The sequence below is a fragment of the Kitasatospora sp. NBC_00240 genome, assembly GCF_026342405.1.
Classification (GTDB): Bacteria; Actinomycetota; Actinomycetes; order Streptomycetales; family Streptomycetaceae; genus Kitasatospora.
Map to the genome: position 1 here is coordinate 1,259,398 of NZ_JAPEMU010000001.1, position 11,395 is coordinate 1,270,792.

The following is an 11,395-nucleotide window of genomic DNA, read 5'->3' on the forward strand; positions in this document are numbered from 1 at the left end:
GATCCCGCCTGTCGGCCCTCGGTCGCCGACGCCGGCCGAACCGGATCACTTCACGCCCGGGGGCCGGGTCCGCACCCCCCGGGCCCCGACCTGCTGACCGGCGAGGCCCACCACTTCGGGCTCGGCTTCGAGGCGGAGAGCACGCGCTACCCCTTCCTGGGGCCGGACGGCTTCGGGCACTGCGGCGCGGCCGGCTCCGAGGCCTTCGCCGACCCGCGCGGCGGCGGCTCCTACGGCTGCACCCGGCGGCGCTTCGCCTTGCCCGGCGGGGTGGCCGTCGAGAACGTCCGGCCGGCGGCGGTGTTGCGGGCCACCGCCGGCCGGTAGCGGCCGGGCCCCGGGCCCGAGCCGGGCCCCGGCGGCGTGGCCCGACCGCGGGCCTGCCCTCAGACCGGACCGGCCACCGCCCCCTCCGGCGGGGTGGCGGCCGGCGCCGGTCGCCGGTGCACCGCGCGGCCCGCCCGCCGGCCGAGCAGCAGGTAGCCGATCAGCGCGCCGGTGGTGTTCAGGATGACGTCGTCGATGTCGAAAGCCCGGCCGGTGATCAGCGCGCCCTGGACCAGTTCGACCAGCAGCATCACCGCGGCCGTCCGGAGCAGCACCCCGAGCAGCCCGCGCGCCTTGGGCACCAGCACCGGCAGCAGCAGCCCGAACGGCAGGCCGAGCAGGATGTTGCCACCGACCTGCCGGGCCGCGTCCACGGTGGTGGCGTGCAGCAGGTAGTGGCGCAGCGAGTCGCCGGGCCGGACGTTGCTGTGCACCTGGCCGACCGCGCCGGGGACCGAGACCAGGGTGAGGCGGGCCAGCACCACGGCGAAGGCCACCATGCCCACGAAGGCCGTCAGCAGCGCGAGCGCCTTGACCAGGACCGCCCGCCAGGACCGCCCGGGCGCTTTGGCCGCCCCTCCCCGTCCCCGGCCCCGTCCTTCAGCTGTCCGCCCGGCGGCTTCGGCCGCCTGCCCGGGTGCCTCGGCCGCCTGCCCCGGTGCCTCGGCCGACCGCTCGGGTGCGGTGGAGCGCCGGCGCCACCGCGTCCGCCCCGCCGGGGCCGGCCGGCCCGCGTCCGTCCGTGCTCTGCCCGATTCCGCCCCGGCCACCTGCTTGATCATGACACCCCTCCGGTCACCCCGCTCCAGGACCGGCCGTCTACCCGCGCTCGGCCGTGCCACGCCCCCGGTCTGCCCTGCACGGCCGGCCCCCGCGCGGTCCGGGCCGTACGGTCCGGGCCGGGAGCTCCCGGCCGTGCCGGCCCGGCCGCGCGGCGGAAATCCGGCCGCGACGGGGTGCACGGGGCGTGATCCGGGGCACACCCGGAGCGGGCGACCGTCGCGGCCGACGCGCCGGCGGCCCGCTGTGACGGATACTGGCCGGTCGGGGGACCGCGGAGCGGATCGGACGAGAGGAGGCCCACGTGGACGGTTGGGACGTGTTCTGGCTGGTGGCCGCCGGGGTGGTCATCGCGGCCACCCTCGCGGTGGCGGTCACGCTGCTGGTCAAATTGGTGCGGGCGCGACGGCTGCTCGGGGCGTCGGGGATCCCGATGTCGAGCAAGGTGCTGTTCTGGGCGTCCATCGTCTATCTGGTCAGCCCGGTCGACCTGCTGCCCGACCCGGTACTGCTGGACGACATCGGCTTCCTGCTGGTGGCCCTGCGGTCGCTGCACAAGGCGGCGCAGAGCGCGGGCCTGAGCGGGCGGGTCCGAGCGGAGGGCGGTCCGGACGCCGTGGACGGCCCGACGGGGTGAGGCCGGCAGGTACGTCCGACGCGTAGGCCGGGGCGTGCCCCGGGGGCCCGCCCCACCGGCGGTCCGGCGGTGGGGCGGGCCGGCCCCCGGGCGCGGTCTCAGCGGGCCTGGGCCTGCGCCTCGATGTCGAGGACGATCCGCTCGCACAGTTCGTGGGTGCGCAGTGCGTCCCGGCCCGAGATCGTCTTGCCGGTCCGGACGGCCTCCAGGAAGGTGAGGACCACCTGCTCGATGCCGCGCTGGCGGGCCACGGAGACCCAGTCGCCCCGGCGGCGGACGGTCGGCTGACCGCGGTGGTCGATCACCTCGGCGAGGTTGATCACCTCGCGCTTGGAGTCGCCGCCGGAGACCTGCAGCACCTCCTCGGTGGAGCCGCTGACCCGGTTCATGATGCCGAGCGCCGTGAACCCGTCACCCGCCAGCGTCAGGACCAGGTGCTCCATCAGCCCGGCCCGGCTGCGGGAGCGCACGTCGACGTGCTCGATCTCGCCGGGGACGAGGAAGCGCAGGGTGTCGACGACGTGGATGAAGTCGTCGAAGATCGCGCTGCGGGCCGCCTCGGGCAGGCCCTCGCGGTTCTTCTGCAGGACGATCAGGTCGCGCGGACGCTCCTTGGCCTGCACGTAGCCGGGGGCGTGGCGACGGTTGAAGCCGACCATCAGGGACCGGCCGGTCTGCTCGGCCAGGTCGACCAGTCGGCGGGCGCCGGCCAGGTGGTGGTCGAGCGGCTTGTCGACGTACACGTCGACGCCCGCGTTCAGCAGCTTCTCGGTGATCGGCACGTGCTGCTCGGTGACGGCGTGCACGAAGGCGGCCCGTACGCCACTGTCGATCAGGGCGTCCAGGTCGGTGTACCGGTGGTCGATCCGGTAGGCGTCGCCGATCCGGTCGAGCTTGGCGCGGTCACGCGTCATCAGCCGGAGGTCCAGACCGGGCTGCGTGGCGAGGACCGGGAGGTAGGCCTTCTGCGCGATGTCGCCGAGGCCGATCACGGCCACGGGGAGCTTCTGATCGTCGGTCACCGGGAGGTCGAGGTCGTCGAATTCGGTGTCGGTCATCGGGGGGCTGCTCCTGCGAGGGTGGTGGTGGCCGCCCGCTCCGTCACGGGCGCCGAGCCTCCGGCAGCATATGCCAGAACGCCCCGTGAGCAGTCGGAACGCCCGGATCGGCCGCCCCCGGGGACCGGGCGAGCCCGGCCGGGGCGGTGGGCGGCACTGCCCCGGCCGGCCCTCCCGGGCCCTCCCGGCCCTGCCTGCCGGGCGGTCCTGCTGCGGGGCGGTCCTGATCCGCGGTCACGGTCCGGTTGCGGGGCGCTTCAGCAAGTAGTGCCTCCGGCCTCAGTAGTAGTGCTTCCGGCCGGCGACGGCGTGGCCCAGCGCTCCCATCACCCACAGGACCAGGCCGATGGCCACCAGGATGACCCCGATGGTCCACAGGATTCCGATCCCGGCGACGAGGCCGATGACGAGGAGAATCACTCCGAGCACGATCATTGACGTCTCCCTACGATGCCCCCGGTACGGCTGTGCCGTTCCGGACTGTCCCGGCCGGCCGGCGCGGGCTCCCGTGGCGCGACAGTCACCGTTCGACTGCCTTCTCGGGTTCGGCGGGATCCCACGTCAGGCGTGTGCCCGGATTGTCCGATTCAAACCGCCTGGGCCGCAGAGAGCGCCGTCAGGACGGCACCCCGGCGAGCGCCCTGACCTCCGACGAGGGGAACGGGCTGGAGCCGTGCCACTGCAGGAGCAGGACGGTGGCGTCGTCGTTGAGGCGGCCCTGATGGTGCTCCAGGATGCTTCGGACCAGGCGGCGCAAGGTCTCCGGCACGGGGCGGTGGTCGGCGTGGGCGCGGATGAGGACGTCGATGAAGCGGGCCAGGCCGAACTCCGGGACGCCTGGGCGGTGGGCCTCGGTGATGCCGTCGGTGTACAGGACCAGCCGGTCCCCCGGCTCCAGCTGCTCGTGGCACACCTGGCTCGGCAGGCCCAGCGCAGTGCCCATGGGGTGGGCCGGCGGGCAGTGCAGCTGGGTCTCCCAGCGCCCGGCGCGGATCACGACCGGCGGGTGATGTCCGCGGTTGACCCAGGACAGCACGCCCGTCCGCAGATCAAGTTCGCCCAGGATGCCGGTGACGAACCGGCTCCGGCCGAACTGTTCCAGCACCGCCTCCTCGATGGCCTCACCGATCTCGGCCAGGCCCCGGCCCTTGCGGCGGTGGTTGCGGCAGGCCGCCACCGCGAGGTTGGCCGTCAGGGCGGCGGCGGTGTCGTGGCCCATCGCGTCGAACACCGACAGGTACACGGTGTCACCGGCGGTCGCGAAGTCGAACGCGTCGCCGCCGACCAGGTAGGCGGGCTCCATGACACCGCCGATCACCACCCGCTCGTCGGCGTAGATGCGCGGCGGCATGAGGTTCCACTGCATCTCGGCGGCCACGTTCATCCGCTCGGTGCGGCGCAGCCGGGCGTAGGCGTCGCTGGTGCCACGCTTGCTGACGATCAGCAGCCCGATCAGCGCGGCGAGGCCCAGCAGGTCGTGGCGGGTCTGCGGGTCGTCGTACGCGGTGTCCACCCGCAGTACGCCCAGTCGCTCGGTGCCGTCGAGCAGCGGCACCCACCAGCGGTGGCCGCTCCCGTCGGCTCGTCCGGCGGCGACCGTCCGCCCCTCCTGGAAGGCCCGGCCGGGCAGCGTGCCCTCGACCCTCAGATCGGCCTCGTCGGCCGCCGCCCCGGTGCCCGGGGCCTGTCCCCGGTGGGCGTCCGGGCCGATCCCGGTCAGCAGCCGCAGCACGCTCTCCCGCAGGTCGCACAGGTAGATCGCGGTGTTGCGCAGCCCCGCGGGCGCCGCGTGCTCCGCCACCCGGTCCGGCACCTGTTCCAGCGGCATCAGATGGCTGGCGTCGAGCAGCCCGACCAGCATCCGCCGGCTGTCCCTCTCGCGGTCCGTCACAGTCGCACTCCTCGCCCGGGCCGCCGGCCCGACGGCAGGCCCGGCACCCCCAGTGTCCTCCCCGGGCCGCCCGGGCGGGCGGAGCACCGCGCGGCCCGGGCCCCTCTCGATGCCGCCGGCCGGTGCGGCCCGCGGCTCAGCCGGCCTCGGCCGCCGCCGTGGCGAGCGCCCGCAGCACCGGCCGCAGCAGCGGGTGGCTCTCCGCCCCGGTGCGGACGGCGGCGAACACCTTGCGGGTCGCCAGGGCGCTGTCCACCGGGCGGACGGCCACCCGGGCGAGGTCGGCGCCGCGCAGCGCGGAGCGGGGTACCAGGGCAACCCCGGCGCCGGCCGAGGCGAGCGCGACCACGGCGTTGAAGTCGTCCGAGGAGTGCACCAGGCGGGGCTGGAACCCGGCGTGCTCGCAGGCGAGCAGCACCACGTCGTGGCAGGGGTTGCCGGGGTAGGGGCCGATCCAGGGCTCGGCGGCGAGGTCCGCGAGGTCGACCACCTCGCTCGCGCGGTCGGGCGCGGCGAGCCGGTGGCCGAGCGGCAGGACCGCTTCGAAGGGCTCGGCGTACAGCGGGACGCGGGTCAGCCGGGCGTCGTCCGCCCGGGGCGCGCCGCGGTACTCGACCGCGACCGCGAGGTCGGCGCGGCCGTCCAGCAGCATCGGCAGGCTGGCGTCGCCCTCGGTGTCCAGCACCTTCAGCCGCAGGCCGGGGGCATCGGTGGCGAGGGCGCGGATCGCCGGCACCAGGACGAGCGCGATCCCGGTGGCGAAGGAGGCGACGGTGATCTCGCCCGCGACGCCGCCGCTGTAGGCCGCGAGGTCGGCCTCGGCGCGCTCCAGCTGGGCGAGCACGGCGTCGGCGTGCCGGAGCAGGATCTCCCCCGCGGCGGTCAGCCGCACGCCCCGTCCGTCCCTGGCCAGCAGGTGGTGGCCGGTCTCCTGTTCGAGCGCGGCCAGCTGCTGGGAGACCGCCGAGGGGGTCAGGTAGAGGGCGGCGGCGGCTGCCGTCACGGTGCGGTGGTCGGCCACGGCCCGCAGGGTCCGCAGCCGTCGGGCGTCGATCACACCGCAATTCTGCCAGCGCCGCGGCCGGCCCGGTCACGGCCGGGCCGGGCCGGCGGGCCTGGAGGTACGGACCGGGCGGTGCGGACCGGGCCGGTGCCGTCCGGGCCGGCCGGGCGACCGGAGGTGGCGTGCCGACGGCGGGCCAGGACGGCGTACCCGGAGGCGGCCCGCCGGCGGGTCAGGACGGCGTACCCGGAGGCGGCCCGCCGGCGGGTCAGCGCAGCCGCTCCCGGACCGCGCGGGCCCGGACCTGCTCCGGGTACCAGCGGGTGACCTTGACCCCGACCACCAGCAGCACGACCGGCAGGACCCAGTTGAGCCAGTCCGTCCCCGAGGAGACGTGCAGGGCCAGCAGCCCGAGCAGGGCGATCACCGCGAAGATCCCGCCCCACATCGCGGTCAGCACCCGGTTGGTCCGTTTGAAGGCCGCGGTCCGCCAGATCTCCGGCGGGGTGGACTCGCGGGCGTACTGCTCGGTGAACGGGACGAAGGCCAGCGATCCGAGCGCGGCCACCGCCACCACCCCGTTGGCGATCACCTGGGCGTAGGTCTCCAGCCAGATCAGATCGTCCCGGTCCAGCACCAGCGCGAGCAGGCAGATGACGGCGAAGAACAGGATGCCGACGATCTCCAGGAGCTTCGGGCGGCCTCGCAGCACGTCCGGTCCGTTCAGCAGCAGCGAGGTGACCAGACCGGCGACGGCGGCGAGCTTCCAGGTGCTCGGGCCGGCCACCGCGGCGAAGACGATCCAGGGCGCGAAGGCCCAGAGCACATTGCCGCCGGCCGGCCCCAGGGAGGAGGCGGACGGGGCACGGGCCGGCTGCCAGGCGCCGCCGGTCGCCGGACCGCCGCTCGCGACCTCGCCGCCGCTCGTGAGGCCGCCGCCCGCGGCGGGGCGGCCCGCGTTCGGCCGGCTGCCGTTCACGTTGTGCGCGGGCGGGCCGCCCGGCGGGGCTTGCGGGAGCGGATCGTCGGAGTACGGGCTCGTCATCGGACACCTCCGCGGCGGGTAGCACCGTGCGGGCGGGGCGCCGTCTCGGTCGGAGGGGCGCCGGGGGTCGAGAAGTCCCTCCCCCATCGTGCGCGGGGTCCTGCCCCGCCGCATCCCTGCCCGCCGGCCCTCGGCACACGAACCGGAGCACGGCGTACCGCTCCCGCCACCCGCTCCGACCTGCACGGCGTCCCGGCAGTGCGCCCCCTGTGCGCCGGTCGCACCCCGCGCGCCGCCGTCCGCTCCCGCGCCGGGCGGGTCACCGCCTCCCTATCGTGGGGCCCTTACTCCTCGGCGAAGGGCTGGACATGACGAGACGTTGGCTGGTGACGGGCTGCTCGTCCGGACTGGGACTGGCACTCGCCGAGGCGGTGGCGCGGGCCGGGGACACGGTGCTGGCGACCACCCGGCGGCCCGGTGCGCTGGACCAGCTGGCGAAGGCCTTTCCCGGCCGGATCGTCGAGGCGGTGCTGGACGTCCGGGACGCCGAGCAGTGCCGGGCCGCGGTGGAGCTCGCCGTGCAGCGCATGGGCGGGATCGACGTGCTGGTGAACAACGCCGGCTGCGGGGTGTTCGGCGCGGTCGAGGAGATCTCCGACGAGGAGCTGCGCGACCAGCTGGAGGTGCTGGTGGTGGGCCCCTGGCGGCTCACCCGCGAGGTCCTGCCGCTGATGCGGGCCCAGGGCGCCGGGCACGTCGTCAACGTCTCCTCGCTCGCCGGCCGGACGGTCTTCCCCGGGCTGGGGGCCTACAGCGCCGGCAAGTACGCCCTGGAGGCGATGAGCCAGGCGCTCGCCGCCGAGGCGGCGGCCTTCGGGGTCAGGGTGACGGTGCTGGAGCCCGGTGGCTACGACACCCGCTACGGGACCTCCGTCGTCCCGGCGGCCGCGGCCGTCCCGGCCTACCGGCCGGTGACCGACCCGATGCTGGACGGGCTGCGCGGGATGGCGGGCAACGCGGAGCTCGGACGGCCGGCGGAGTTCGCGGCGCTGGTGCGGCGGGTCGTGTCGGACGCCTCCGCGCCGCTGCGGCTGCCGGTCGGCGAGGACGCCTTCGGCTACCTCGGCATGCTCGCGGAGGGGGCCGCGGCCGAGCTGGCCACCGCCCGGGCCTTCGTGGCCGGGAGCGGCCCGCTGGACGGCGGGGACCCGGCCGGGTCGGTGCCCGGGGCCCGGGCCGCCGCCGTGGAACACCCGGCCTGACAGGCGCGCCGGGCCGGGCCCACGGCCTGGCCCGGCCGGCCGGTCCGGTCGTGCGGACGGTACGGGCCGGGTGGAGTGCCTCGTGGCCCGGCCGGTTCCGGGCGGGCCACGAGGCGGTTCAGGGTGCGGGACCAGCCTGCTCCCGCCGGGCGGGCCTACTCCCCCAGGGCCGCGCGGGCGTCGACGAACGCCGCGACGGCGCGCTCGACGTCCTCGGTGGAGTGCGCGGCGGAGAGCTGGACGCGGATCCGGGCGGCGCCGTGCGGGACGACGGGGAACGAGAACCCGATCACGTACACACCGCGCTCCAGCAGCAGCTCGGCGAGGCGGCCGGCCTTGGCGGCGTCGCCGATCATGACCGGGGCGATCGGGTGGTCGCCCGGCAGGATCTCGAAGCCGGCCTCGGTCATCTTCGAGCGGAACAGCGCGGTGTTGGCGGCCAGCCGCTCGCGCAGCTCGTTCGACTCCTCGACCAGGTCCAGCACCTTGAGCGAGGCGGCGGCGATCACCGGCGCGAGCGAGTTGGAGAACAGGTAGGGGCGCGAGCGCTGGCGCAGCAGGGCGACGATCTCCCGGCGGGCCGCGACGTAGCCGCCGGAGGCGCCGCCGAGGGCCTTGCCGAGGGTGCCGGTGATGATGTCGACCCGGTCCATCACGCCGTGCAGCTCGGGCGTGCCGCGGCCGCCGGCACCGACGAAGCCGACCGCGTGCGAGTCGTCGACCATGACCATGGCGTCGTAGCGGTCGGCCAGGTCGCAGATCTCGCGCAGCGGGGCGACGTAGCCGTCCATCGAGAAGACGCCGTCGGTGACGATCAGGCGGCGGCGGGCGTCCTGGGTGTCCTGGAGCTGCTTCTCCAGGTCGGCCAGGTCGCGGTTGGCGTAGCGGTGGCGGCGGGCCTTGCTGAGGCGGATGCCGTCGATGATGCTCGCGTGGTTGAGCGCGTCGGAGATGACGGCGTCGCGGTCGTCCAGCAGGGTCTCGAAGACACCGCCGTTGGCGTCGAAGCAGGAGGAGTACAGGATGGTGTCCTCCTGGCCGAGGAAGGCGGAGAGCCGGTCCTCCAGCTGCTTGTGGACGTCCTGGGTGCCGCAGATGAAGCGCACCGAGGCCATGCCGTAGCCCCAGCGGTCCAGCGCGTCCTTGGCGGCGGCGAGGATCTCGGGGTGGTCGGCGAGGCCCAGGTAGTTGTTGGCGCAGAAGTTCAGCACCTCTCCGGGACGGCCGCCGCCGGTGACGGTGACGGCCGCGCTCTGCGGGGTGCCGATCACCCGCTCGGGCTTGAAGAGGCCGGCCTCGCGGATCTCGTCGAGGGTGGTGGCGATGTCGTCGCGCACGGAGTCGAACATGGTGACAGGCTCCCGGGAGTGGGTTCGGACGGTGCGGGGCGCGGAGCGGCCGGGACTCGGGGGACGGGCGCGGGCGCGGCGTCCGGGCCGGGTCCGGCGGGCGGGGGCGGGTGGCCTCCCGACCGGCGCGGGGGCGCGTGGCGCGCGCCCCCGGGTGCCGGTCGCTCCTAGACGGTCCAGTCGAGGATGATCTTGCCGCAGCGTCCGCTCGCGGCGTCGTCGAAGGCGGCCTCGAAGTCGGCGGCGGGGTAGCGGCCGGTGATCACGGGGCTGAGGTCCAGGCCGCCCTCCAGCAGCACCGACATCGCGTACCAGGTCTCGAACATCTCCCGGCCGTAGATGCCCTTGATGGTGATCATCGAGGTGACGATCCGCGCCCAGTCGACCGGGAAGTCCTCGGCCGGCAGGCCCAGCATGGCGATCTTGCCGCCGTGCGTCAGGTTGGCGATCATCTGCTGCATCGCCTCGGGGCGGCCGGACATCTCCAGACCCACGTCGAAGCCCTCGCGCAGGCCCAGCTGCTGCTGGCCCTCCTCGATGGTGTGCTCGGCGACGTTCAGCGCCAGCGTCACACCGACCTTGCGGGCCAGGTCCAGGCGGTACGGGCTGACGTCGGTGATCATCACGTTGCGGGCGCCGGCGTGCTTGGCGACGGCGGCCGCCATGATGCCGATCGGGCCGGCGCCGGTGATCAGCACGTCCTCACCGACCAGCGGGAAGGACAGCGCGGTGTGCACGGCGTTGCCGAACGGGTCGAAGATCGCGGCCACGTCCAGGTCGACCGGCACCCGGTGCACCCAGACGTTGGAGGCGGGCAGCGCCACGTACTCGGCGAAGGCACCGTCGCGGCCGACACCCAGGCCGATCGTGTTGCGGCACAGGTGGCGGCGGCCGGCCAGACAGTTGCGGCACTTGCCGCAGACCAGGTGGCCCTCGCCGCTGACCAGGTCGCCGACGCTGACATCGGTGACGGCCGCGCCGGTCTCGGCGACCTCGCCGACGAACTCGTGACCGAGCGTCAGCGGCGTGCGGATGGTCTGCTGCGCCCAGCCGTCCCAGTTGCGGATGTGCAGGTCGGTGCCGCAGATACCGGTGCGGAGCACCTTGATCAGCACCTCGCCGGGGCCGATGGCGGGCTTCGGGACGTCCATCAGCCAGAGTCCCGGCTCGGCCTTCTGCTTGACGAGTGCCTTCACTGCGGCGGCTCCTGACGCACGATGGGGCGGCCTGGTGTGGGCAGGCCGGCGGGGCCCGGCGGGCGGCGGCTGCGCGTACTGCTGCTGGGCACCGCACCGGGCAATGTGCAATCTGCCTGGTGGGGGCCGGTCCGGTCCATCGAGGAATTCTTAAGGGCCGCCACAGCTGGGCTTCACGATGGTGCCCGAGCGGCACCCGGCCGACCCGGCGCCGTGCCGCGCGCCACCCGTACGGAGGATGCGGTGCGGTGCGTCGCCCGTCCCCGGGCGAGGCCGCCGGCGCCCTCAGCGGGCCGCCGGGGCCGCGGCGGCGGGAGTGGCAGGAGCGACGGGCGCCGCAGGGGCGACCACGCCGGCCGGGCCGTCCAGCAGGGCCCAGAGCCGGTCCTCGTCGGCGCCGGTCATGTCGAAGGCCGCGACGAACAGGCGCAGCGTCGCTGCGGAGAGCGCCCGGCCGCCGAGCGCGCGGGAGACCCGGTCCCGCAGGGCGCGCGGCAGCACGTCGCCCTCGGAGGCCTCGCCGCCCAGCCAGAGCCACTCGGCGAGCACCCGGGTGACGGCCGCCTGGTTGATCCGGCCCGGCGTGGCCCGGGCGACGTGCCGGAGCCAGCGGGTGCGGTAGCGGCCGGGCGCGGCGAGCAGCGCGGCCAGCTGGCGGCCGGCCGCGGACGGTCCGCCCTGCTCGCCGCCCGGGCCGTCGGTGGCGGGTCCGGAGCCGGTGGCGGCGCGCAGGACGGGGCCGGTGGCGGGTCCGGAGCCGGTGGCGGCGCGCAGGACGGGGCCGGTGGCGGGTCCGGAGCCGGTGGCGGCGCGCAGGACGGGGCCGGTGGCGGTGACGGCGTCGGGGCCGGCGGTGGACGCGAGGGCGGGGCTGGTCGGCAAGGTCGGTCGTCCCCCTTCACGGCAG

11 protein-coding genes and 1 pseudogene are annotated in these 11,395 nt (G+C 75.4%); 3 read left to right on the top strand and 9 right to left on the bottom strand.

The features are described from left to right. Positions 1–114: 114 nt before the first annotated feature. Positions 115–327 (top strand): annotated as a pseudogene (locus OG689_RS05270) (EstA family serine hydrolase); the annotation flags it as partial. 59 nt (positions 328–386) lie between these two features. Here the strand turns inward: OG689_RS05270 and OG689_RS05275 are convergent. Further along, a complete protein-coding gene (locus OG689_RS05275) occupies positions 387–1,109 on the bottom strand; it encodes a VanZ family protein (protein WP_266318174.1) in 723 nt (240 codons plus the stop codon). A 302-nt stretch (positions 1,110–1,411) separates the two neighbouring features. On the opposite strand from OG689_RS05275, the gene OG689_RS05280 reads away from it, so the two are divergent. After that, positions 1,412–1,744, top strand: coding sequence for a DUF1232 domain-containing protein (locus OG689_RS05280; protein WP_266318175.1), 333 nt, complete (start codon positions 1,412–1,414; stop codon positions 1,742–1,744). Between the two features lie 98 nt (positions 1,745–1,842). On the opposite strand, the gene OG689_RS05285 is transcribed toward OG689_RS05280, so the two are convergent. From OG689_RS05285 to OG689_RS05305, 5 genes are all read right to left on the bottom strand, one after another. Further along, the gene (locus tag OG689_RS05285; RefSeq protein WP_266318176.1) at positions 1,843–2,802 is read right to left on the bottom strand and encodes a Gfo/Idh/MocA family protein; all 960 of its coding nucleotides are present in this window, start codon (positions 2,800–2,802) and stop codon (positions 1,843–1,845) included. Positions 2,803–3,081: 279 nt separating this feature from the next. After that, positions 3,082–3,237 (bottom strand): DUF6131 family protein, encoded by a 156-nt coding sequence (locus OG689_RS05290; RefSeq protein ID WP_266318177.1) that lies wholly within the window; start codon positions 3,235–3,237, stop codon positions 3,082–3,084. Between the two features lie 181 nt (positions 3,238–3,418). Continuing rightward, a complete protein-coding gene (locus OG689_RS05295; RefSeq protein WP_323189251.1) occupies positions 3,419–4,693 on the bottom strand; it encodes a PP2C family protein-serine/threonine phosphatase in 1,275 nt (424 codons plus the stop codon). A 136-nt stretch (positions 4,694–4,829) separates the two neighbouring features. Then, positions 4,830–5,750, bottom strand: a complete 921-nt coding sequence (locus tag OG689_RS05300) for a LysR family transcriptional regulator (protein ID WP_266318178.1) — start codon at positions 5,748–5,750, stop codon at positions 4,830–4,832. Between the two features lie 214 nt (positions 5,751–5,964). Continuing rightward, positions 5,965–6,741, bottom strand: coding sequence for a hypothetical protein (locus OG689_RS05305; protein WP_266318179.1), 777 nt, complete (start codon positions 6,739–6,741; stop codon positions 5,965–5,967). 308 nt (positions 6,742–7,049) lie between these two features. Between OG689_RS05305 and OG689_RS05310 the strand changes: the two genes are divergently transcribed. Then, positions 7,050–7,943 (top strand): SDR family oxidoreductase, encoded by an 894-nt coding sequence (locus OG689_RS05310; protein ID WP_266318180.1) that lies wholly within the window; start codon positions 7,050–7,052, stop codon positions 7,941–7,943. Positions 7,944–8,098: 155 nt separating this feature from the next. Here OG689_RS05310 and OG689_RS05315 read toward each other — a convergent pair whose 3' ends face one another. From OG689_RS05315 to OG689_RS05325, 3 genes are all read right to left on the bottom strand, one after another. After that, positions 8,099–9,292 (bottom strand): glycine C-acetyltransferase, encoded by a 1,194-nt coding sequence (locus OG689_RS05315; protein WP_266318181.1) that lies wholly within the window; start codon positions 9,290–9,292, stop codon positions 8,099–8,101. Between the two features lie 167 nt (positions 9,293–9,459). Then, the gene (tdh, locus tag OG689_RS05320; protein WP_073923393.1) at positions 9,460–10,488 is read right to left on the bottom strand and encodes an L-threonine 3-dehydrogenase; all 1,029 of its coding nucleotides are present in this window, start codon (positions 10,486–10,488) and stop codon (positions 9,460–9,462) included. 285 nt (positions 10,489–10,773) lie between these two features. Further along, positions 10,774–11,370, bottom strand: a complete 597-nt coding sequence (locus OG689_RS05325) for a hypothetical protein (protein ID WP_266318183.1) — start codon at positions 11,368–11,370, stop codon at positions 10,774–10,776. Positions 11,371–11,395 lie beyond the last annotated feature (25 nt).

Coding starts and splice junctions, on each gene's coding strand:
- OG689_RS05275 (WP_266318174.1), bottom strand. CDS start 1,109: ATGATCAAGCAGGTGGCCGGGGCGGAATCGGGCAGAGCACGGACGGAC.
- OG689_RS05285 (WP_266318176.1), bottom strand. CDS start 2,802: ATGACCGACACCGAATTCGACGACCTCGACCTCCCGGTGACCGACGAT.
- OG689_RS05315 (WP_266318181.1), bottom strand. CDS start 9,292: ATGTTCGACTCCGTGCGCGACGACATCGCCACCACCCTCGACGAGATC.
- OG689_RS05310 (WP_266318180.1), top strand. CDS start 7,050: ATGACGAGACGTTGGCTGGTGACGGGCTGCTCGTCCGGACTGGGACTG.
- OG689_RS05305 (WP_266318179.1), bottom strand. CDS start 6,741: ATGACGAGCCCGTACTCCGACGATCCGCTCCCGCAAGCCCCGCCGGGC.
- OG689_RS05290 (WP_266318177.1), bottom strand. CDS start 3,237: ATGATCGTGCTCGGAGTGATTCTCCTCGTCATCGGCCTCGTCGCCGGG.